13 protein-coding genes, 1 pseudogene and 1 CRISPR repeat array are annotated in these 22,346 nt (G+C 56.9%); of the genes and pseudogenes, 7 read left to right on the forward strand and 7 right to left on the reverse strand.

The window, feature by feature from the left end:
• Positions 1-410: 410 nt before the first annotated feature.
• From H3L91_RS11015 to H3L91_RS11040, 6 genes and pseudogenes are all read right to left on the reverse strand, one after another.
• Positions 411-1,982, reverse strand: a complete 1,572-nt coding sequence (locus H3L91_RS11015; protein ID WP_007341020.1) for a phosphatase PAP2 family protein — start codon at positions 1,980-1,982, stop codon at positions 411-413.
• Positions 1,983-2,167: 185 nt separating this feature from the next.
• A pseudogene (locus tag H3L91_RS12585) lies at positions 2,168-2,981 on the reverse strand (integrase core domain-containing protein).
• A 101-nt stretch (positions 2,982-3,082) separates the two neighbouring features.
• A CRISPR array of direct repeats spans positions 3,083-7,146; the repeat unit is 36 nt; unit sequence GTTGTAGCTTCCTCTCTTATCTCGTAGTGTTACAAT.
• A 63-nt stretch (positions 7,147-7,209) separates the two neighbouring features.
• On the reverse strand, positions 7,210-7,536 hold the full coding sequence (gene cas2, locus H3L91_RS11025) for a CRISPR-associated endonuclease Cas2 (protein ID WP_007341033.1): 327 nt from the start codon (positions 7,534-7,536) through the stop codon (positions 7,210-7,212).
• On the reverse strand, positions 7,529-8,443 hold the full coding sequence (gene cas1, locus H3L91_RS11030; protein ID WP_007341034.1) for a type II CRISPR-associated endonuclease Cas1: 915 nt from the start codon (positions 8,441-8,443) through the stop codon (positions 7,529-7,531). The genes cas2 and cas1 overlap by 8 nt, the downstream gene beginning before the upstream one ends.
• A gap of 55 nt (positions 8,444-8,498) precedes the next feature.
• On the reverse strand, positions 8,499-11,732 hold the full coding sequence (cas9, locus tag H3L91_RS11035; RefSeq protein ID WP_007341035.1) for a type II CRISPR RNA-guided endonuclease Cas9: 3,234 nt from the start codon (positions 11,730-11,732) through the stop codon (positions 8,499-8,501).
• 412 nt (positions 11,733-12,144) lie between these two features.
• Entirely contained in the window at positions 12,145-13,035 is an 891-nt protein-coding gene (locus tag H3L91_RS11040; protein WP_040658410.1) for a LysR family transcriptional regulator, read from the reverse strand.
• Positions 13,036-13,136: 101 nt separating this feature from the next.
• Here H3L91_RS11040 and H3L91_RS11045 point away from each other — a divergent pair, with 101 nt between their 5' ends.
• The 7 genes from H3L91_RS11045 to H3L91_RS11075 all read left to right on the forward strand — a co-directional run bounded on the left by H3L91_RS11045 (position 13,137) and on the right by H3L91_RS11075 (position 21,424).
• Positions 13,137-13,520 (forward strand): CidA/LrgA family protein, encoded by a 384-nt coding sequence (locus H3L91_RS11045; RefSeq protein ID WP_239665432.1) that lies wholly within the window; start codon positions 13,137-13,139, stop codon positions 13,518-13,520.
• A gap of 13 nt (positions 13,521-13,533) precedes the next feature.
• Complete coding sequence (locus tag H3L91_RS11050) at positions 13,534-14,238, forward strand: LrgB family protein (protein WP_007341039.1); 705 nt, start codon at positions 13,534-13,536, stop codon at positions 14,236-14,238.
• A 201-nt stretch (positions 14,239-14,439) separates the two neighbouring features.
• A complete protein-coding gene (locus H3L91_RS11055) occupies positions 14,440-16,656 on the forward strand; it encodes a TonB-dependent receptor (RefSeq protein ID WP_040659177.1) in 2,217 nt (738 codons plus the stop codon).
• A 353-nt stretch (positions 16,657-17,009) separates the two neighbouring features.
• Positions 17,010-17,774: an ABC transporter ATP-binding protein gene (locus H3L91_RS11060; protein WP_007341041.1), complete on the forward strand. Its 765-nt coding sequence runs from the start codon at positions 17,010-17,012 to the stop codon at positions 17,772-17,774.
• Positions 17,775-17,783: 9 nt separating this feature from the next.
• Entirely contained in the window at positions 17,784-18,662 is an 879-nt protein-coding gene (locus H3L91_RS11065; protein WP_007341042.1) for an iron-siderophore ABC transporter substrate-binding protein, read from the forward strand.
• Positions 18,656-20,626, forward strand: coding sequence for a Fe(3+)-hydroxamate ABC transporter permease FhuB (gene fhuB, locus H3L91_RS11070; RefSeq protein ID WP_007341043.1), 1,971 nt, complete (start codon positions 18,656-18,658; stop codon positions 20,624-20,626). The genes H3L91_RS11065 and fhuB overlap by 7 nt, the downstream gene beginning before the upstream one ends.
• A 237-nt stretch (positions 20,627-20,863) precedes the next feature.
• Complete coding sequence (locus tag H3L91_RS11075; RefSeq protein ID WP_152902393.1) at positions 20,864-21,424, forward strand: YbhB/YbcL family Raf kinase inhibitor-like protein; 561 nt, start codon at positions 20,864-20,866, stop codon at positions 21,422-21,424.
• Positions 21,425-21,689: 265 nt separating this feature from the next.
• Here H3L91_RS11075 and H3L91_RS11080 read toward each other — a convergent pair whose 3' ends face one another.
• Positions 21,690-22,016 carry a rhodanese-like domain-containing protein gene (locus tag H3L91_RS11080; RefSeq protein WP_007341047.1) on the reverse strand — a complete coding sequence of 109 codons (327 nt, stop codon included), beginning with the start codon at positions 22,014-22,016 and terminating at the stop codon, positions 21,690-21,692.
• Positions 22,017-22,346: the final 330 nt, after the last annotated feature.

The following is a 22,346-nucleotide window of genomic DNA, read 5'->3' on the forward strand; positions in this document are numbered from 1 at the left end:
CCGTTCAGCGGTTTGGGATGTTGGGGAAAGCACAGATTCGTCGGGCGGCAGGGAACGCGTGCGTCGCCTTGGGGCGACACACCCTACGGCAGGTTCGACATAGGTCGGAATGGAACAGGCCGTCTGAAAAACAGCGGGCAGGTCGGGCATTTATGCCCGACTGGCGGACACGGGCAAATCGAATAATGTCGGGCATAAATGCCCGACCTACGGACTTTTTCAGACGGCCTCAAACGGTGCAAACCGCATGCGTGGCTGCGCCACACACCCTGCCTCGGCGGCAAATCCATACAGTAGGGCGGGTCCTGACCCACCACAACCATGCCGACTCCCGCAAACGGCGGGTCGAGACCCGCCCTGCCTCCGCAGAACGCGTGTGCCGCCGGTTTGCGCCCGAACGCGGACGGCCTTCACAGCCACGGATACAGCCGCCGCATCCTTTTGTCGGCGAAGCCGCGCACGGAGCGGGCGAACAGGCGGGCGATGCGGCGGGCGGCTGGGTCGGGCAGCGCGGCGGCGCGTTGGTCGAGCGCGTCGAGCAGAGCGAGGGCGCGGCGGCGTTCGGCGCGTATCCAGCGGCGCATCACGGGGCTGGCGGACAGGGCGGCAGCGGCGGCGGAGGCCGTCTGAAAGGCGGGGCGGCGGCCGTCTTGGGTCTGCACGCCGTTCGGTTTGATTGAGGCCGTCTGAAAACCGCCGTCCGCCTCCGTATGCACGGCGGCGCACGGCCAGCCCGCCGCCTGCCAGATTTCCATGGGAATGTTGACGATGCCCGCCGCGAGGTCTTCGCGCAAATCGCGCATGGTGGAGCACCAGCCCAGCGCGTCGGCCAGCTCGGGCAGGTCGCGGCTGCGGGCGGACGCACCGGCGGCGGCAAACAGCAGATCGAGCGACAGGGAAAAGGTGGCGCGGTGCTGGGCGGCGATTTCGGCGGCCGTCCACAATTCGGCGCGTTCGGCGCGGAGGCGGTCGCGGCGCATGGTGTGTAGCAGTGAGGCCGTCTGAAAAACGGCTTCGGCGGCGGTCTCGGGCGGCAAAACGGCGTTCAGACGGCCTCGGAAATGCGCGGCGAGGCGGCTGTACCGGTCGCGCGGGCAGAACGCGCTGCGCTGCCATTCGCCAATCAGGCGGGCGGCTTCGGCGGCGGGCGGTTTTTCAGACGGCCTGTCGCCGTCCATCAAGTCGTCGAACGCCTGCAAGAAGCAGTAGCCCGCCGCCATCAAGCCGCCGCGCTTGGGGCGGCGCAGGCGGTAGAGGGCGAGGACGAGGCTGATCAGGGCGTAGCGGCGGTGGCGGCGGGCGAAGGCAGCCTGTTCGCGCCACAGCAGATATTCGGTTTCGGCGCGGCGGAACCCGGCGGCGGCGCGCGGCGGCACCCAGCGGCAGGCAGCGAGGGTGAGCAGCAGGCCGCCGGCCAAATCGGCGAGGTGGTGTTCGCGTATCAGCAATGTGGACACGACCACCGCCGCCGCCCACGCGCCAAGCCATGCGCGGCGGGGAAATTTCTGCCGCCATGCGAACCATGCGGCAGTGCAGGCGAAGGCGGTGTGCAGCGAAGGGAAATGGTTGCGCGGCAGGCTCAGCGCGTCGGCCAGCAGGAAAAACGGCCGCCAAACGCCGTGAACTTCGCGCGGCGGCCAGGCGGTTTCCACCGGCAGCAGCACGAAAAACGGCGCGGCGGCCAAGAGTTCGGCGCACAGCACGGCAAACAGCGTCCACGCGCCGCGCCGGTCGGCACGCAGGGCGCAGCAAACAAGCAGCAGCGGCAGGCTCAGATAAACCGTGGCGGCGGCAGGCAGGAAGGGAATCGCGGCTTCAAACGCCAGCGCGGGGCGCACGCGCCAGGGCACAGCCTCAGCCAGCAGGTTCGCGCCGCCGTAAACCGCCGCGAACAGCAGGGCGAAAAGGGCGGACAGGGTAAGCGCGAAGGCGGCGTCGCGCGGGCGGTTTTTGCGGTTTTCAGACGGCCTGTTCGGGTTCATGGACGATGTATGCTCGTATCGGACGCGCCGCGCGGCAGGTCGGCGGCAATGTTTTCGAGGAATGTTTTGCAGCAGGAAACGCGTGCGGACTGTACCGCACCTGCCCAATGCAGTAAATATATGCGACAAGGTGGGTCTTGACTCTCAATCATGCCCGCCTCCGCAAACGGAGTAACGAGCCCCCCTTACCTTAAGGTATAGAAAACCACCTCGTTGTTTACACCACAGGTTGGGAAAGCATGCCTAGCACCTTAAACGGAGTATCTCCTTTCAGGCTGCCGTGCGGCTTCACGGTATTGTAGAAATTCACAAAACGGCACAGCTCTTTCTGACGATGTTCAGTGCTATCAACCTGTTGTTTTCGATAAATTTACATAATTCTCCGAATTATCCGTTCGGCTTTGCCGTTGGTCTGCGGGCGGGACGGGTGAATTTTTGGTTGATACCGTTTTCAAAACAGGCCACTCCAAACGCATGATTGGCTGCGCCTTTGTATTCGCTGCTGTTGTCCGAATAGATGCAGTCGATTTGGTGCGAGCAAGGTTTGATGACCTGCCATTCGAAAAACTCGGCCGCACTTTTGTGCAGTTCTGTCCGGCAGAATGGCGACGTACAGTTCGCGCGAGAAGTTGCAAATGGCAACAAACAGATAATCGAGTTTATCGGTGGCTCTCCGCCCTTTGAGCAGCGGCAGCCATTCGGTGGTATCCACATGAACTTGTTGTAGCGTTTGGCTTGCTTTTTGAGCTTCTATTGAATGGCGCGTTCCACTTTGGTCAAACGGCGCATTCCGTAATACGCTTGCTTACAGCGGTTGTTGGTGCTGTTTTGCGGTGCGAGCAACCTGCCGCGTGCGGCTTTGAGCACGCGGTAGATGGTCTGACGGCTAACCATGTAACGGCGGGCGAGTGAGGTAACGCTTTCTTTGTTCTGTGTGTAGGCCAGCCAGATGACTTGGCGGTGGTGCGGGGTAAGGCGTGTGTTTTTGTGGATCTTCATTTACGGTATTGTCCTTAGAATACTGTAAACAACGCTAGCTTTTTCTACATTTTATCTCGTGGTGTTACAATCGGTATCAAGCACTAGGCAAACAAAAACCGGTTGTAGCTTCCTCTCTTATCTCGTAGTGTTACAATTCTGGTAATCCTTCCTGTGTAACGCCCCCGGTTGTAGCTTCCTCTCTTATCTCGTAGTGTTACAATTGCATCTTTGGTCGCCATATCAATCAAATGGTTGTAGCTTCCTCTCTTATCTCGTAGTGTTACAATCGATTGCAGTAGCGTTGAGAAAACCGTTGTGTTGTAGCTTCCTCTCTTATCTCGTAGTGTTACAATTTTGAACAATTCCAACGTTCCGAGCGTTACGTTGTAGCTTCCTCTCTTATCTCGTAGTGTTACAATGTGCGGTCTTTGCCCTTGATGAACTGGATGGTTGTAGCTTCCTCTCTTATCTCGTAGTGTTACAATTCTATCACAGAGCGGAATTTTATCTGCCGAGTTGTAGCTTCCTCTCTTATCTCGTAGTGTTACAATTATGGCCGCCATGCCCGTCATGGCTTTCGCGTTGTAGCTTCCTCTCTTATCTCGTAGTGTTACAATCTGCACGCTGTTTGACCGGCGGCAGTTGGAGTTGTAGCTTTCTCTCTTATCTCGTAGTGTTACAATTAAAAGGCAGGCCGTCGCGAACGTACTCCAGTTGTAGCTTCCTCTCTTATCTCGTAGTGTTACAATTCAAAAGCCGTTGAGGGATTTGGTCTGATGAGTTGTAGCTTCCTCTCTTATCTCGTAGTGTTATAATAATGAAGTTCAGCTAAGCGCATTCAGGCCGGTTGTAGCTTCCTCTCTTATCTCGTAGTGTTACAATCATCAGCAAGGCCATTGCGGCTTTGAGCAAGTTGTAGCTTCCTCTCTTATCTCGTAGTGTTACAATTTCCTCTCGAAAAGGCCGTCGGGCGGCTCTGTTGTAGCTTCCTCTCTTATCTCGTAGTGTTACAATCATCAGCAAGGCCATTGCGGCTTTGAGCAAGTTGTAGCTTCCTCTCTTATCTCGTAGTGTTACAATTTCCTCTCGAAAAGGCCGTCGGGCGGCTCTGTTGTAGCTTCCTCTCTTATCTCGTAGTGTTACAATGGCTTTGTTTGTCCAGTGCTTCCAGCGTTTGTTGTAGCTTCCTCTCTTATCTCGTAGTGTTACAATCGGAATATGCAGGAATACAACACGGAGGCCGTTGTAGCTTCCTCTCTTATCTCGTAGTGTTACAATTGGACATCGTGCCGCTGGACATTCAGACGGGTTGTAGCTTCCTCTCTTATCTCGTAGTGTTACAATATCGCGGAGAAACTCAGGCGGTTCGTTCAGGTTGTAGCTTCCTCTCTTATCTCGTAGTGTTACAATAAAGACCTTGCCCCCTTTCTACCCTTGCCCGTTGTAGCTTCCTCTCTTATCTCGTAGTGTTACAATCACCTTGTCGGGCGGCCTGGTGATCCAGCAGTTGTAGCTTCCTCTCTTATCTCGTAGTGTTTCAATGAAAAAGCCATTGGTGTGGGCGTTTTCTATGTTGTAGCTTCCTCTCTTATCTCGTAGTGTTACAATTGAAAAAGGCTTCGCCACAACCACCCAACAGTTGTAGCTTCCTCTCTTATCTCGTAGTGTTACAATCGAAAATTCCAAATACCGCGAAAACACTCAGTTGTAGCTTCCTCTCTTATCTCGTAGTGTTACAATTTGCTTCGTCGACTATCAAGACCGAGCCTTGTTGTAGCTTCCTCTCTTATCTCGTAGTGTTACAATGAAGCTTCCGAATTGCTGCATTGCTGGATGGTTGTAGCTTCCTCTCTTATCTCGTAGTGTTACAATCATATAGGCGATTAAAAGCGCGTTTATTCCGTTGTAGCTTCCTCTCTTATCTCGTAGTGTTACAATGCACCGCCTGCCAACAGGAAATCGAACGCTAGTTGTAGCTTCCTCTCTTATCTCGTAGTGTTACAATCCCGTGTTCGTGAACTCAAAAACTTTTACGGTTGTAGCTTCCTCTCTTATCTCGTAGTGTTACAATTCCCCCTTGTCTTTCACGTTCGGGCAGCTTGTTGTAGCTTCCTCTCTTATCTCGTAGTGTTACAATCCGAGAAGGAAAACCCATGAGCACTTCCCAGTTGTAGCTTCCTCTCTTATCTCGTAGTGTTACAATACAGATCACGGCCTCTACGCAAAGTCTACGGTTGTAGCTTCCTCTCTTATCTCGTAGTGTTACAATAAAAAAAACAGGCGGCCATCACTACCGCCAGTTGTAGCTTCCTCTCTTATCTCGTAGTGTTACAATACTCCCCAACGCCCATCTGCAGCACGCCGCGTTGTAGCTTCCTCTCTTATCTCGTAGTGTTACAATGTTCACGAAATCAAGGAGCAGACCGATGGTGTTGTAGCTTCCTCTCTTATCTCGTAGTGTTACAATTCATACTTGGAAACATCCCCCGCACACGCAGTTGTAGCTTCCTCTCTTATCTCGTAGTGTTACAATGGCTGGGCGAGAAGTACAAACTAAATGGGCGTTGTAGCTTCCTCTCTTATCTCGTAGTGTTACAATCACCCCCCGTGCTACCCGCCCGCAAAAGACGTTGTAGCTTCCTCTCTTATCTCGTAGTGTTACAATCGGAATATGCAGGAATACAACACGGAGGACGTTGTAGCTTCCTCTCTTATCTCGTAGTGTTACAATCCGCAAAACCGTAACCGACGCGCTTTCACGGTTGTAGCTTCCTCTCTTATCTCGTAGTGTTACAATCAGGACAGCAGGCGTCCGACGGGCAGCCATGTTGTAGCTTCCTCTCTTATCTCGTAGTGTTACAATGAAGTTTACAGCATACATAAGCCCTTTTTGGTTGTAGCTTCCTCTCTTATCTCGTAGTGTTACAATAGGAAGGCGGGGATGACGCCGCTGACTTTGGTTGTAGCTTCCTCTCTTATCTCGTAGTGTTACAATAAATGCGATAACTTTTAAAAAAGGGTAATAGTTGTAGCTTCCTCTCTTATCTCGTAGTGTTACAATAGCTATCACTAAAATCAGTTTTAGTTTCGGGTTGTAGCTTCCTCTCTTATCTCGTAGTGTTACAATATCCGTCAACTCATTATGCGGCAGTTTCAAGTTGTAGCTTCCTCTCTTATCTCGTAGTGTTACAATGAAAGAATTGGGTTGGACTGACGAGGACATGTTGTAGCTTCCTCTCTTATCTCGTAGTGTTACAATTTGGGCATGAACAAGTAAAAGGCCAGCGAGGTTGTAGCTTCCTCTCTTATCTCGTAGTGTTACAATTTCTGCGGCTGCGCTATCAGACGGCCGTCAGTTGTAGCTTCCTCTCTTATCTCGTAGTGTTACAATATAATTAATGGACTTTTGATAAAGAAAATCGTTGTAGCTTCCTCTCTTATCTCGTAGTGTTACAATAAAGCATTGTCCGTTTTGCAAATAAGACATGTTGTAGCTTCCTCTCTTATCTCGTAGTGTTACAATTCGCCTCATCGACTATCAGAACCGAACCTTGTTGTAGCTTCCTCTCTTATCTCGTAGTGTTACAATTTTAGAAACCACAGCACCGAAACAAATCGAGTTGTAGCTTCCTCTCTTATCTCGTAGTGTTACAATTGCACGGCAAGAAAAGTGCGGATGACTTGCGTTGTAGCTTCCTCTCTTATCTCGTAGTGTTACAATTGGGTGGCGGCTGCGGTGAATATCAATACGGTTGTAGCTTCCTCTCTTATCTCGTAGTGTTACAATTGGGAAAAAGCACTGTGCAGATTTGCACAAGTTGTAGCTTCCTCTCTTATCTCGTAGTGTTACAATTTTAGAAACAACAGCCCCGAAACAAATCGAGTTGTAGCTTCCTCTCTTATCTCGTAGTGTTACAATCAATTTGAGTGGCGTTTAAGAAACCAGACTGTTGTAGCTTCCTCTCTTATCTCGTAGTGTTACAATAGGGGCGCAGAGCTGTTCCGCCACGACACTGTTGTAGCTTCCTCTCTTATCTCGTAGTGTTACAATCGAATAATCGATCCCGCGCAGCCCCACCAGGTTGTAGCTTCCTCTCTTATCTCGTAGTGTTACAATGTTTTTCCTGAACGACGACCTGCGGGGACTGTTGTAGCTTCCTCTCTTATCTCGTAGTGTTACAATCCAAACAGGATAAATCATTGTTAAAAAATGGTTTATCCTGTTTTCTTTATCTAAAAAACACATTCAAAACAGCAAAAGCTGGTCTGCATTTACCTTTTTTTCACGAATTTGCCGCGTGCCCACCAACACGTCCATGCTCGCATATTGCTTCTCCGTTATCGTCAAACAGCGTATTGAGCCCTCCGTTGGCAGTGCTGCACACAATCGGTTGTAGTGTTTTTGCAACGAATCTCTACCACGCACGATGCGGGTGTAAACAGACAATTGCAACATTAGGTAACCATCTTGTTTTAAAAAATGTCTGAATTGGTTCGCTGCCCGTCGTTTCGCTTCGGTGGTAACGGGTAAATCAAACAATACGATTAGTCGCATAAATTTTGCCTCACTCATAATAATGTACTTTCAATTCTTGCATTTGCGGTAATTTTAAGATTTTGCTGCCGCTTTCTGATAAGGCAGCCTGAAAAGACTGCACGGTTCTATCGATGGCAGCAAGAACGGCATAAATCTTGTCATCAAGCAAAATCTGATGATGCAGCAAGGAAATAAGCTGTTGCTTCATGGTGGTTGTCAATTCGGTCTCTTTCAGACGGCCTTCCGTCCACATACCACACACCAGCCAATCAACAATCTGCCGATACGGCTCGATAAAATCGTCCGCCAGATTAAACGGATTCAACTCGCTGCGGTGCTGCAAACCCAAAGCGGGGTGGAAACCGTATGCGGTCAGCGAACGCGCCACGGCGGAACGGATGACGCTGTAACCGTAATTTAAACAGGCGTTTATCATATTATCGCTGCCGCGCGTAAACTCGTCGCCAAACAGCACGGAAAAATACAGCGCGGCAGCATGGCTTTCGGCATAGCCTTTGTCGCCCGATTTCACACCCTCTGCCATGGCGTTCAGACGTCCTGCGGCGATGTCGTTGCCGCTTTCGTTCAACACCCATGCCTGATTGCGGATTTTCTGTTTCACAATCTGCTGCCAAAGCTGTTTTTTCTGCGGCAGGCTCATATCGATTTGCAGGCGCAGGATTTTCAGGCTGCGGTGGTATTGGGCAAACGGCAGCCATTGCCCGCACGGCAAAAACTGCTCGTCGCAGGTCAGCAGGGTTACGCCGTATTGCGCCAAAGCCGACAGCAGCGGCGCGGTCAGCACCACTTCACGCGCCTCCACCACAATCACGGCGATGTCTTCCAACGGCACAGGTATCGCCTCGTCCTGCTCAATCAGCAAATGCCGTTGTTGCAGCGACAAGCGTGCGGGTTTGCTGATAAGAATGCTTCTCCAAGTCATAGACTTTCCCAAACAAAAAGCTGCCGCACCAAAATGGTGCAGGCAGCCTGAAAAACTATTTCTTTTTAAAACCCATGCGTTTTTCGGGTTTGCACAGGCGGATGGTTTTGCCGAGAGTATCGACTTGATATTTTTGGAAAGATTGAGCGGTTTTGACACCAATCCCCTCATAAACACCATTTTTTACCTTAGATTTAGAAAGGTCATGCTCTTTAATATTGATTGCCCCTGTTGCGCGATTAAATCCGCTGTAATAACCAAAAAATTTATCTTTCTTGGTAACAACTTCCACCAAGTCATTTGGATATAGGCTAAATTTGAACTCAAAACTATCGTCCATTTCGTCCCAATCTTCCTCATCCGCATAAGCCACAACCGCCCGATTCGGCAACTCTCCCTTCTCCACCTGCCAAGCATAAACAGGCACAAGATAGTTTTTGCCGTTTTTGCCAAACACATCCACCCGAACCATCGTTGCATTATCGGCAACGCCCTGCATTTTGCCGCTTTCGTCTTTGCGCACCAGCAGCCCCGATTTCTGCACGTTTTCCACACGAACTGCTTTCACCAACACCCCGCACTTGCCGTCTTTGCCTGTTTTGTAAAACGGTTCGGAAAACGCTTTGGCTGGGTCATCTTTAAATGCCGCCAACCGCGCCGCCAAAGCGTCATACAGCGCAGGCTCGCGGTTAGGGTAGCCGACAATCCGCTCAATATCTTTGGTTTTCAACTGCGTCAGCGGTAGTTTGACCACGCTGATTTTCTCGTCCAAGCGTTTGGCGGAACGGATGGTTTCCAAATGCCCCTGCCCCGTTACCTTACGATGCGGCGCACGCGACACAAACAGCGGCGTAACAAACTCATGCACCGCTTCGGGGCGGCTGTCCAGCTTTTCCGCCAGTTCGCTCACAGGGTCGTCTGAAAACACCCGCGTCATCACTTCTTGGCGGAAAAATTCCCACGGCTGCGGAAAACCGTGTATCACTTCGCCCGTTTCCCGATCGATGTGCTCCAACTCTTCCCGATAGCGGAAATGGCGCGTGATTTTCTGCTGCATTGATACACTGGAACACGCCACCACCACCGCGTCCAGCGCGTGATGGCGGTCATTTTCCTCACGCACTTTTTTCAAACCCCAAAAGCCGCGCAGCAGAGCGGTAATCTGCCCGTTGGAAGCAAACACGCGCTTTTTGCCCGCGCCTTCCAAGTGCATTTTTTCTTCAATAAACTGGCACAAGAAACGGGCAACATAGCGCGTATCGTTCAGATTCCGCTCCAAAAATCCCTGCTCGGTTTTTTCGTCCAATTTCTGCGTCAGCAGCCGCTGCTTCTTGGCATACGGAAAACGGCAGCCTGAAACGCGCTCGGCAAACGCCCGCCAAGCCCCGCTGTTGCCCTTGCCGTCCAAATACTCGTACGGTGTGCGGTTGCGTTTATCTTGGTTTTCTTTTCCCAACACCAGCACTTTATTGTTGAAACTGTCGTCCCAGGTGCGCGAAAACGGCAGCGCGTGGTCGATTTCCACATAGCCTTTTTCAGGCAGCCTGCGCAAATCAATTTCCTTTCCCGAATACAGACACTTGCCGTGCTGCTGTTCATACAGCCGCAGTTTCAAAATATCCTGCGCTTTCGGCTCGCCCGCAAAATTGGGGAACAGCTCTTTAAAATGCGCCGCTGCCCGTTCGCGCTCTTTGCGGTTTTCCTCCTGCCGTTTTTCAATTTCCTTGCGGTCGCTGAACGACTTGCCCACCTCGCGCCCCGTTTCAATGTGCACACGCAAGGGCGAGCCGTAGCGGCGCACGATTTCGTTCACGATTTTCCGCGCCTGCGTCAGCGTGCGGAACACCACGGGATTGCGGATGTCGTCTGCAACAAAAGGCGGCAGCAGACGGTGGTCTTCCTGCTCTTTTGCGCCGTAATGGTCGCCGTATGCCTCCTTGCAGGCTTCGTCATAGCGCATGCCCTGCTCCATCAGCGGCAGGATTTTTGCCAATGCTTTCAAAGATAAATGAACGAATTTGTCAAAATTCAAACCTGCGAGCAAGGCTTCCAACACATTTTCAGACAGCCTGAAAGCCGCCAGATTGGCGCGAATGTCCTCATCGGTTTTATACAGCGAAAATGCCGTGCCGATTGCGTCCAACAATTCGGGATTGCGGATGCGGTTTTCCCACTCGCCTTCCAAGCCCGCATCTTTCAAGGCTTTACGCACCGCGTGATAGGCTTTCATCTCCATCAGCGTGCCGCTTTCCGCTTTCAAACCGTCTTCGCCATGCCCGTAGCGCAAACCTTTGAATACCGCGCTTTCGGGCAGTTCCAAAATCGTCCGCACCTGTTTGTAGGTCAGCTTGGCTTTTTGATACGGCTCGTCCAACAACAGCCTTCTCTCCGCCTCGCTTAATGCCCGCTCCTCGCCGTTATATTGAATACGCAGATTGTTCAGCTTGGTCAGCCACACAAAACGCTCCGCGCTGTATGTATTTTTCGCCGCCTTGTATTCGGATGGTTCAAACGTGCAACGCCCCAGCATTTTCAACACCGCCTCACCCTGCAAGGCAGAACGCTGTTTCATCAGCAGCTCGTCAACCGCTGCCTCCATTTCAGACGACGTAAACGGATTGTCCAACGCCCGCTGCCGCTCAAACAACAAATGCAGCTCGCGCTGCAAATCTTTGCGATCAAACGTATGCGAATAATCGCCGCCTTTATTGCGCAGCGAACCATTGTTTTCAGCGGCAAATTTTTTCACCGCCAACTCCGCCGCCGTGCGGTATTCGTCCGACCGGTTCTGCAAAGCCTCGCGGTTGCCGTTCACGCCTGCCAGCAGCCTGCCCAATTCTTTATCCTTGCTCTGCGTTTCGTTTTTGCGCTGCGACAAATAACCGCGATGCTTCACCAAATGCAGCAGCACCGCCGCCCATTCTTTATTGCTTAACTTCCTGTCCAAACCCGCCACGCGCAACGCCCATGCGTCAATCGGCAAACCGCGCACCAAACCGTTCTCATTGAAATCCGCCGACAACAACACGCCCTCGCGTTTCAACAAACGACGTAAGCGCAGCAGACGGTGCGCACGCCGCCGAATCAGCCGCCGCACACTCCGCGCCTGCCGTCGCGCCAACGCCAGCGAATCCCCCGTTTTCGGCACTTCCGCCCGCTCAAACGTCCGCACCCCGCAGTCCAACAGCCCTGTCGGATGCTCGTTCTCATCCGCCCAAACACAAGCCCAGCCGACCGAGGCGATGCCCAAATCCAAGCCCAAAATATAGCGTTGCGGTTTTTGCTGCATTTTCTTCCCCTTTATGAAAAATAAATTTTAAAACAATCTGAGAAACGAAATTTAACGCAATTACACGCTGCTTGACAAGCCGAAAACATACCGGTATATTGCACACTGTTGTAGCCCAAGTGTGTAACACTACGAGATAAGAGCCGTTGCTACAATAAGGTCGTCTGAAAAGATGGACCGCGACGTAAAGTACATTTATGTATGAGCCCCTGTTTGGTGCAAACCAAGCAGGGGCATCGTCTTTTTGGCCTTACCTAAGCGGCCGCAATGGCATTTCCACACTGCCTTGCGGTTTTTCAGACGGCCTCTTGTTTCTTATCGGCCGGATGGCTGTTGTTCCGCAAACGTGTGCACGCCCTGCCTGAATATCTGCCCAAAGGCCGTCTGAAAACTTTTCAGACGGCCTTTACGTTTATCCCCCTCTGCCGAACTCTTCGCGCACGACATCCAGCCACGCCCTCAGCGCGGGAGTGGGGTGTTGGTGTTTTTTCCAGGCTATGACCAGCGGCCAGCGGATTTCGGGGTCGGCGAGGGGGACGGCAGCGAAGGTGTCGGGGCGGATTTTGCGGGCGTAGTATTCGGGCAGCAGGGCGATGCCCATGTTGCGGGCGACCATTTGGGCGAGCAGCTCCCATTGGCCGGTGCGGCAGACGACGTTGGGCGTGAAGCCCTGTTCGCGGCAGGCCGTCTGAATGATGCGGTTGAGCGAGAAGCCCGCGCCGTAGAGGATGAACGGCTCGTGTTGCAGGCTTTTCAGGCTGAGTGTGGCGCGGCGGGCTTTTTCTTTGGGCATGAGTACGACCAGCGGGTAGTCGCACAGGGGGATGCTGTCGAAATCGTCGTGCGCGGGGGCGAGCAGCTGGCCGGCGTCGAGTTCGTTGTTGCGCAGCGATTGTTCGATGGCCAGCGAGCCTTCTTCAAAAAAACTCAATTCGATGGCGGGGTGGCGGCGGTGGAAGGCGAAGATGGCGTTGCTCAGCAGGTCGCTGCCGAGCAGGGCGATGCCCAAGCGCAGCGTGCCGCTTTTGATGTGGCGGTAGTCGTCGATGCGGGCGAGCAGCAGGTCGCGCTCGTGCAGCAGGCTGAGGGCGTGGCGGTACACTTCTTCGCCGATGGGGGTGGGGGAGACTTGGCGTTTTTTGCGCCCGTTTTCTTTGTGCAGCAGCGGCACGCCCAATTCGGCCTCCAATGCCTGTATGGTTTTGCTGACGGTGGGCTGGGTGAGGCTGAGGGCTTGGGCGGCGGCGGAAAAACTTTGCAGGCGCACGAGTTCGGCGAAGCAGTGCAGGCTTTTGAAGTCCATATTATTCTTTCGGGGCATGGTTTTTGTCTGAATCATTCATATTGTGCCGATGCTGCCTGCCTATAATCAAGCCTTTCATTGATTCGGATACGGGGTTGGCCGTGGAAGGTTTTTTGCGTAACGGTTTGCAGCTCGCGCTGATTGGCGCGGTGTGGGCGGTGTCGGATTTGGCGGTGCGGCTGCTGCACCTGCCAGTGTCTTCGGGGGTGCTGGGGCTGTTTGTGATGCTCGCGCTGCTGGGCGGCGGGGTGGTGAAGGTGGGCATGGTGGCGCGCGGGGCGAAGTGGGTGCTGGGCGAGTTGGTGTTTTTCTTTATCCCGATTATGGTGTCGGTGTTGCAATATAAGGATCTGCTGCTCTCGGAGGGTTGGCAGCTGGTGCTGACGATTGCGGTGGGCACGGCTTTGGTGATGGTGAGCACGGCGGTTACGCTGAATGTGTGCTACCGCTTCAAACGCCGTCTGTATAAAAAATACCACCACTGAAAAGGGGAAGATTGTGGACTATACCGCTTTGGCCTGTTTTGTTTGGACCTGTCTGGCTTATGCCGCCGCCAAGAAAATCTACCGCATCAAGCCGCTGATGATTCTTTCACCGGTGGTAACGGTGTCGGTGGGCACGATTATTTTGATGGTGTGGTTGGGCATTTCCTACGACACCTACCACAAATACACGCAGGGCATTGTGTTTCTGCTCACGCCGGTTACCGTGGCCTTTGCCGTGCCGATTTACGAAAACCGCGCGGTGATTCTGCGCCAGCTGCCGATTTTGGCGGTGGCCATCGGCGTGGGGATGTTTGTCGGCGTAGCCAGCGCGTTTGTGATGGGCAGGATGTTCCATTTCAGCAGCGAAGTAACCAACAGCCTGATGGCGCGTTCGGTTTCCACCCCGTTTGCCGTGGTGCTGGCGGGCGAGATACACGGCTCGGCCTCGCTGGTGTCGCTGTTCACCATCATCACCGGCTTTGTCGGCATGATTTTCGGCGACCTGTTTCTCGCGCTCACCCGCATCCGTTTCCATACCGCCCACGGCGTGGCGTTCGGCAACGCCGCCCACGGCTTCGGCACCTCGCGGGCAGGGCAGCGGCACGAAACCGAAGGCGTGATGGCCAGCCTCACCATGATACTGGCCGGGCTGTTTATGGTGCTGCTCGGCCCCTCGATGGTACATCTGGTGGTGTGGCTGATGCACTGGTTCTTTTAAACACAGCCCCATCCGGCAAAGAGGCCGTCTGAAAAAGCGCAAACCCCCTTTTCAGACGGCCTTTTCGCGCCCGGACGGGCAAAGCGTATGTTTCCTACATCAAAACGGCGCAAAGTTGAAATGATTTTTCATATTTACTACAAATGCAAGCATTCTTTGTTACAATGCGCGGCTTTTTTTCACGACAACACGGAAAACCTCATGTCCAAACACGCATTCAAACTCACCGCCATCAGCCTGTCGCTGCTGGCCGCTTCCGCCGCTTTGGCCGACACGCCCGACGCCGATGAGGGCGGCGAGCTGCAAACCGTAACCGTAACCGCCAGCGCGGACGCGTCCAAAGGCGGCCTTGTGCCCGCGTTTCGCGGCGGGCAGGTGGCGCGGGGCAGCCGCGTCGGCATTCTCGGCAACAAAAACAACCTCGAATCGCCGTTTTCCAACACCGCCTACACCAACCGCCTGATTCAGGACAAACACGCCCGCAGCGTGGGCGACGTGCTGCAAAACGACCCCACCGTGCGCATCGCGCGCGGCTTCGGCAATTTCCAAGAATCCTACTTTATTCGCGGTTTCGCCAGCGAATCCGACGACACCATGTACAACGGCCTCTACGGCATTCTGCCGCGCCAGTACATCGCCACCGAGCTGTTCGAGCGCGTGGAAGTGCAAAAAGGCGCGTCGGCCTTCCTCAACGGCATGGCGCCGGGCGGCAACAACGCGGGCGGCACGGTTTCGGTGCTGCCCAAACGCGCGCCCAATGAAAGCCTGACCCGCGTTTCCGCCAACTACGGCGCGGGCGCGCGCGGCGGTTTGTCTGCCGACGTTGCCCGCCGTTTCGGCGCAAACGATGCCTTCGGCGTGCGTGTGAACGCGGCGCACCACAACGGCAAAACCACCGTTGACCACGAAAAATCCAAACTTTCGCTGTTGAACGTCGGCCTCGACTGGCGCGGCGAAAACGCCCGTCTGTCGGCAGATTTGGGCTGGCAGGACAACAAGCTCAAAGCCACGCGCCCCAACGTTACCCTCTCCGGCCTTACCGAAGTGCCGTCCGCCCCGAAAGCCTCGACCAACTGGGCGCAGCCGTGGAGCTATTCCAACGAGCGCGACTGGTTCGGCACGCTGCGCGGCGAATACGATTTCGGCGACAAGCTCACCGCCTACGCCGCCTACGGCTTCCGCCGCAGCAAAGAGGCCAACTCTCTGGCCAACCTCACGGTCAACAATATTAACGGCAACGGCACGTTCTACCGCTTCGACAATGCCCGCCGCGACAAAATCGACACCGGCGAAGTCGGCCTGCGCGGCAAATTCGCCACCGGCGCGGTGCAGCACGAATGGGCGGCGGCACTCAACCGCTTCCAGTCCTCGCGCAAAAACGCCTATGTGATGGACTTCGGCAACCAGTTCGCCACCAATCTGTACCAGCCGTCCTACTACCCGCAACCCGCATGGGGCACGCCCTTTGTCGGCAACGACATGGGCAGTCCGGCGGTTACAGGCCGTCTGAAACTCACCAGCTTCGCGCTGGGCGACACCGTGAGCCTGCTCGACAAACGCCTGCAATTCACCCTCGGCGCACGCTGGCAGCAGCTTCACAATGAGGACTTCGCCTACAACACCGGCGCGAAAACCTCGGACTACAAAAAATCGCGCGTCAGCCCCGCCTTCGGCGCGGTGTACCGCATCACACCCAATGTGTCGGTGTACGGCAACTACATCGAAAGCCTCGCCAAAGGCGACACCGCCGCCGCATCCGCCACCATCAACGGCACCACCTACGCCGTGCGCAATGCCAACGAATCACTCAAACCCTATGTTTCCAAACAGAAAGAAATCGGCGTGAAGTTTGAAGGCGGCGGCTTCGGCGCGGGCTTGGCCCTGTTCGACACCGCCAAACCGCGTTCGCTCTACCAAACCACCGGCGACGGCCGCGCCGAACTCACTTCCGGCGGCAAAGACCGCCATCGCGGCGCGGAAATCAGCGTGTACGGCGAAGCGGCCAAAGGCGTGAAAGTCTTGGGCGGCGTAACTTTCCTTGATGCCAAACAGAAAACCACCGGCAACGCCGCCACCGAAGGCAAACGCACCATCGGCGTGCCCAAAGCCCAGGCCAACATCGGCATGGAATGGGAAGTGCCGCAGGTGCAGGGGCTGGCCTTTGACGGCCGCATGGTTTACACCGGCTCATCCTACGCCGACGCCGCCAACACGTTAAGGGTGAAAGGCTGGACGCGCTTCGACCTCGGCGCGCGCTACCGCACCCAGATCGGCGGCCACGAAGCCACCTTCCGCGCCCGCCTCGACAACGTAACCAACAAAAAATACTGGGCATCGGTGGGCGGCTATCCCGGCAGCGGCTACCTGAACGCCGGCGCACCGCGCAGCTTCACCCTCTCGGCCAGCGTGGACTTCTAAGCGTGAAAGAGGCCGTCTGAAAAACTGTTTTTCAGACGGCCTCTTATCAGTCAGTCCGAAAGCAGCCTGAAAAATCAGGAAGAACCTGCCCCGCGTACCGTCATTCCCGCGCAAGCGGGAATCTTGTTTGCTGTTGGGAAACGGTTGGAAAAACAAACCGGCGGATAAGACCCGCCAAGATTTCCTCCTGCGCGGCACGGTTTGCAGCCTGAAACCATCCTGTTCGTTTTTTCAGACGGCCTATTATCCCGCTGCCAAGCCATCCGAAAGCAGCCTGAAAACCCGCAACCCTATTTCAGCTTTGCTGTTGCCCTGCGCAGACTGCCTTTTCCCCTTTGCGAAAGATCCGCCCCGTGTTCCAAATCGAAAACGCCACCTTCGCCGTGCCCGAGCGCACCCTGCTGCACGGCATCACCGTCTCCTTTGAAGCCAACAAGGTTTACGGATTAATCGGCCACAACGGCTCGGGCAAATCCACCCTGCTCAAACTGCTCACCCGCCAGCACCGCCCCGCATCCGGCCGCATCCTGTTCGACGGCAGGGACATCCAAAGCTACTCCGCCCGCAGCTACGCCCGCCAAACCGCCTACCTGCCGCAATACCTGCCCTCGGCCACCGCCCTCAAAGCCGAAGAACTGGTGGCGATGGGACGCTACGCATGGAGCGGCCTGCTCGGGCGCGCCAGCGAAGCCGACCGCCAAGCCGTCGCCGAAGCCCTGCGCCTCACCCACACCGAAAACTTCACCGGCCAAATCGTCGACACCCTCTCCGGCGGCGAACGCTCGCGCATCTGGCTGGCGATGTGCCTGGCGCAGCAGAGCCGCTTCCTGCTGCTGGACGAGCCGCTGGCCGCGCTGGATATCGCCCACCAGATCGAAGTGATGGCCTTGGTGAAAAACCTGTCGCAAACCCTCGGGCTGGGCGTGGTCATCGTCATCCACGACATCAACCTCGCCGCCCAATACTGCGACGAGCTGGTCGCCCTCAAACAGGGGAGGCTGCTGAAAACCGGCAGGCCGTCTGAAATCATGACCGCGCCGGTGCTCAAAGACATTTACAGCGTGGACATGAACATCATCGCCCACCCCGAAAACGGCCGCCCCATCGCCCTGCCATAGGATTTTCCCATGCTTTCCCGCTTTTCAGACGGCCTCACCGCCCTGCTGCTTTGCCTGTGCGCCGCCGCCACCGCCGCCGCCGCGCCGCGCGTGGCCACTTCCGACTGGACGGTGGCCGAAACCCTTACCGCGATGGGGCATCCGCCCGTCGGCGTGGCTGACCGCCGCGTGTACGACACCTGGGTAAACTACCCGCCGCTGCCCAAAAGCACGCTGGAAGCCGGTTTGCGCTTCCAGCCCAATTTGGAGCGGCTCTATCAGATCAAGCCCGATTTTTTCGTGCAGTCGCCGTGGTACGCCTCGGCCAAGCCGCAGTTTGAAAAAATCGCGCCGGTGTACGAAGTCGCCTTCGGCACGGACAAAGGCATAGACTACGCGCACACAGTGGCAACGACGCGCAAGCTGGGCAAAATCATCGGCGACGCGCCCGCCGCCGAAAAGCTGGTGGCCGACACCGAAACCCTGTTCGCCAGACACTGCGCCGCGCTGGCCGCCTACCGCAGCCGCCCGCTGGCGGTGGTGCAGTTTGCCGACGGCCGCCACCTGCGCATTTACGGCAAAACCTCGCTGTTTCAGGCCGTGTTCGACAAGCTCGGCCTGCAAAACGCCTGGACGGGCGCGAGCAACGAATGGGGCTTTGCCAACATCACCCTGCCGGATCTGGCCAAGCTGCCGCCGGACACGCTGCTGATTGTGGTCAAACCGCACCCGCCGAACACCCGCCGCATTCTGGAAAACAGCACCCTGTGGCGGCGGCTGCCGTTTTCCCGCGGCGCCAACCGCCGCATCTTCGCCCCCTCGTGGAGCTACGGCGGCCTGCCCGCCATGCAGCAGTTTGCCAACCAGCTCGGCGAAAAACTGCCCTCTGAAAAGGAAATCCCGTGGTAAACCGTTTTTTCAGGCTGCCTGCCGTATGGCTCTGCCTCGCTTTGGCCGCGCTGTGCGCCCTCACCGCCGCGCAGGTGCTGCGGCTGGAATGGACGCTGCCGCTTGCCCGTCTGTTCGACGCGCCCGACAGCCTGCCGATAGCCGCGCTCACCGTGCAGAACAACACCCTGCCGCGCATGGCGATGGCGCTGCTCTCAGGCGGCGCGACGGCGGCGGCCACCATGCTGATGCAGCAGCTGATGCGCAACCCGCTGGCCTCCGACAGCACGCTGGCGGTGAGCAGCGGCGCGCAAACCGCGCTGGTGGCCGCCACCGTGGCCGCCCCCGCGCTCTTGGATGACGGCGGCTCGGCCGTAGCCTTTGCCGGTGCCGCCGCCGCGCTGGGCGGCGTGCTCGCCCTCTCGGCGCGGCGCGAACTGCAACCGCTCACCGTCGTGTTGGCCGGACTGGTGGTCAGCCTCTACCTCGGCTCGTTCACCGGCATCATCATGCTGTTCTTCAGCGAAGAAACGCGCGGTGTGATGCAGTGGGGCAGCGGCTCGCTGGTGCAGGATAGCTGGCACGACAGCCTGCAACTGCTGTGGCGCGCCGCCGCCTTCGCGCTGGTGTGCGCCGTCCTCATCAAACCCCTCACCATCATGGGTTTGAGCGACACCCAGGCGCAGTCGCTCGGCATTCCCGTCAAAAAAATCCGCCTGATTGCACTCCTGGCCGCCGCCTTCCTCAGCGCGAGCGTGGTCGGCTACGTCGGCATGATGGGCTTTGTCGGACTGGCTGCCGCCACACTGGTGCGCCAGAGCGGCGTGCGCACCCTCGCCGCACGGCTGGCCGTCTCCTTCGCCGTCGGCGCGATGCTGCTGATGCTCACCGACAACAGCCTGATGCTGCTCAAACACTACCACGGCACCGACCTGCCCGCCGGCGCGGTCAGCGCGCTGGCCGGCGCGCCGCTGCTGCTGTGGCTGCTGATGAAATCCCCGCCGCGCCCCGCCTTTCAGGCTGCCTCCGACGCCCCCGCCCTCCCCCTCAAACCCTCGCCCGTACTGCGCCTGCTGCCCGCCATCACCGCCGCCGTCCTCGCCTTCTCCCTCTTGGCCGGACGCTATGACGAAAGCTGGCGGCTTACCGTCGATCCCGCCTACTTCGCCTTCCGCTACCCGCGCATCCTGCTGGCCGCCGCCACCGGCACCATGCTCGCCATCACCGGCGTCATCCTGCAACGTGTAACCAAAAACCCCATGGCCGGTCCCGAACTGCTCGGCGTCAGCGCAGGCACCGCCTTCGGCGCGATGGCCTCCGTCATGCTGTTCGGCATCACCTCCGGCAGCCTCTGGTTTTGGCTCGCCGGCCTCGCCTCCGCCCTCGCCACTCTCGGCCTTTTGCTGCTGTTCAACCGCAAAAACGGCCTCGCCCCCGAAAAAGTCCTGCTCACCGGCATGGCACTGGCCGCCCTCAGCGACGCCGCCATCCGCATCTGGACGGCAGGCGGCGACTTCCGCGTGCAGCAGCTCCTGATTTGGATGAGCGGCTCCACCTACCACGCCACCCCCGCCGCCGCCATCACCGTCGCCCTCGCCGCCCTCGCGCTCCTGGCCGCCGTCCTGCCGCTGCAACGCTGGCTCGCCCTGCTCAGCCTCGACGCCGTCGTCGCCGCCGCCGCAGGCGTGAACGTGCCCGCCGCACGGCTGGTGCTGGTGCTGCTCTCCGCCATCCTCACCGCGCTGGCCACCCTGCTCATCGGCCCGCTCAGCTTCGTCGGCCTGCTCGCCCCCCACCTGGCCGCCATGCTCGGCGCGCGCCGCGCCGGACACCAGCTCGTCTCCGCCGCCCTCATCGGCGCCGCCGTCATGCCCGCCGCCGACTGGCTCGGCCGCCAAATCATGTTCCCCTACGAAGTCCCCGCCGGCATGACCGCCACCCTGCTCGGCGGCGCGTATTTCATGTTTATGATGCGGCGGATGTAGCGGCTGGAAACCCGAAAGGCCGTCTGAAAAACGTTTTTCAGACGGCCTCTGCCGTTCAGGTAGGGTGCGTGGCTTGCGCCACGCACGCGGTTTTTGGGGTGGCGTTTGTGTGGGCGTTATTAAAACAAAAAACCACTTGGAAAATGTGCGGAAACCGCCGTCGTTGTGTGTGTTCCATGTTAGCAAAACACCCATCCGTGTGCTTTAATGCACGCTTTCACCAAACAGGAGTTTCCCATGAAAACCATCCCTTTTCTTGCCTCCGCGCTGCTGGCCGCTTCTTTTGCCCATGCCGACACCCTTGCCGTCCGGCAGCCTGAAAAACCCGCCCGCAAAATGCAGCTTTCCAGCCCCGACATCCGCGCCGGACGGCTGGCCGATGCGCAAGTTGCCAACGGCTTCGGCTGCAATGGCGGCAACACCAGCCCCGTGCTCAAATGGTCGGGCGTGCCTGCAAACGCCAAATCGCTGGTGCTGACCGCCTACGACCCCGACGCACCTACCGGCAGCGGTTTCTGGCACTGGGCAGTGTACAACCTCCCCGCCGATGCCTCCGGCCTTCCCGCAGGCGGCGGGCTGCCTGCGGGTGCGGTTGCCCTGAACAATGATGCGGGGCAGGCGGGCTATATCGGCGCATGTCCGCCCAAAGGGGAAAAAGCGCACCGCTACATCTTTACCCTCTACGCGCTCGACAGCCGTCTCGACCTGCCTCCCGCCGCCAGCCCTGCCGTACTCGGATTCACGCTCAACGGCAAAATCCTTGCCACCGCCCGCCTTACGGCAAGATACGCCCGCTGACCGCTGCCTGATATTAAAAGGCCGTCTGAAAGCGCGGCGTCGGCGCAACCAAAAACTGTTTTTCAGACGTTGGAAATAGCGTAGGTTGGGCATTCATGCCCGACAAATACTGGCGGATTGGGGAAATGTCGGGCATGAATGCCCGACCTACCCGGCTGAAAACGGTTGTGCTGCCCTTGTAGGGTGTGTGGCGCAAGCCACGCACGCATTCCCTGTCGTTTAAAGGCCGTCTGAAAACTTTTCAGACGGCCTTTTGTCCTTGCATTCAATAGCGCGGCATGTCCTTGTCGAGGTCGTGCGCCCAGGCGTCGATGCCGCCTTTGAGGTTGTAGAGCGGGGCGAAGCCGGCGTCGGCGAGGTAGAGGGCGCAGTATTGGCTGCGCACGCCGTGGTGGCAGTAAACGATGATGGGTCGGCCGTCGGGCAGTTCGTGCTGCCGCGCGGCCAGTTCGCCCATCGGGATGTGTAGGCTGCGCGGCAGGGCGCAGAGGGCGGTTTCTTCGGCTTCGCGCACGTCCAGCAGCAGGGTGTCGGGCTGTTTGGCCAGCAGCTTTTGCAGTTCGTGCGGGGTGAGTTGGATGATGTCGGTCATGGTGCGGACTCCGTGGGCGGGGCGTTTTCAGACGGCCTTTGGGTTGCGGAATACCTGTGCGGCAAAGAACGCTTTGGTTTGGGCGGCGGGGCTTGTCCATACCGCAGCGCAAGGCCGGATGTGCATTTTTGTGTGATGCAGGCATTGTGAAACCGCGTGTGTGGCTGCGCCACACACCCTGCCTTGTCATCCGCATTTGCGTTGTCGGCGCAGTGCCTGCTTTTGCGGTTTCGCCATATGTTTTCAGACGGCCTTTGAGGCCGTCTGAAAACAGGGTTTCTGTGAGTTGGGCTAGATACTCGCCCCCAAGGAATAGAATTGAAGAATTTT

Origin of the sequence: Neisseria bacilliformis (genome assembly GCF_014055025.1) — a bacterium.
Classification (GTDB): Bacteria; Pseudomonadota; Gammaproteobacteria; order Burkholderiales; family Neisseriaceae; genus Neisseria; species Neisseria bacilliformis.

Coding starts and splice junctions, on each gene's coding strand:
- H3L91_RS11015 (WP_007341020.1), bottom strand. CDS start 1,982: ATGAACCCGAACAGGCCGTCTGAAAACCGCAAAAACCGCCCGCGCGAC.
- cas2 (WP_007341033.1), bottom strand. CDS start 7,536: ATGAGTGAGGCAAAATTTATGCGACTAATCGTATTGTTTGATTTACCC.
- cas1 (WP_007341034.1), bottom strand. CDS start 8,443: ATGACTTGGAGAAGCATTCTTATCAGCAAACCCGCACGCTTGTCGCTG.
- cas9 (WP_007341035.1), bottom strand. CDS start 11,732: ATGCAGCAAAAACCGCAACGCTATATTTTGGGCTTGGATTTGGGCATC.
- H3L91_RS11040 (WP_040658410.1), bottom strand. CDS start 13,035: ATGGACTTCAAAAGCCTGCACTGCTTCGCCGAACTCGTGCGCCTGCAA.
- H3L91_RS11055 (WP_040659177.1), top strand. CDS start 14,440: ATGTCCAAACACGCATTCAAACTCACCGCCATCAGCCTGTCGCTGCTG.
- H3L91_RS11065 (WP_007341042.1), top strand. CDS start 17,784: ATGCTTTCCCGCTTTTCAGACGGCCTCACCGCCCTGCTGCTTTGCCTG.
- H3L91_RS11075 (WP_152902393.1), top strand. CDS start 20,864: ATGAAAACCATCCCTTTTCTTGCCTCCGCGCTGCTGGCCGCTTCTTTT.
- H3L91_RS11080 (WP_007341047.1), bottom strand. CDS start 22,016: ATGACCGACATCATCCAACTCACCCCGCACGAACTGCAAAAGCTGCTG.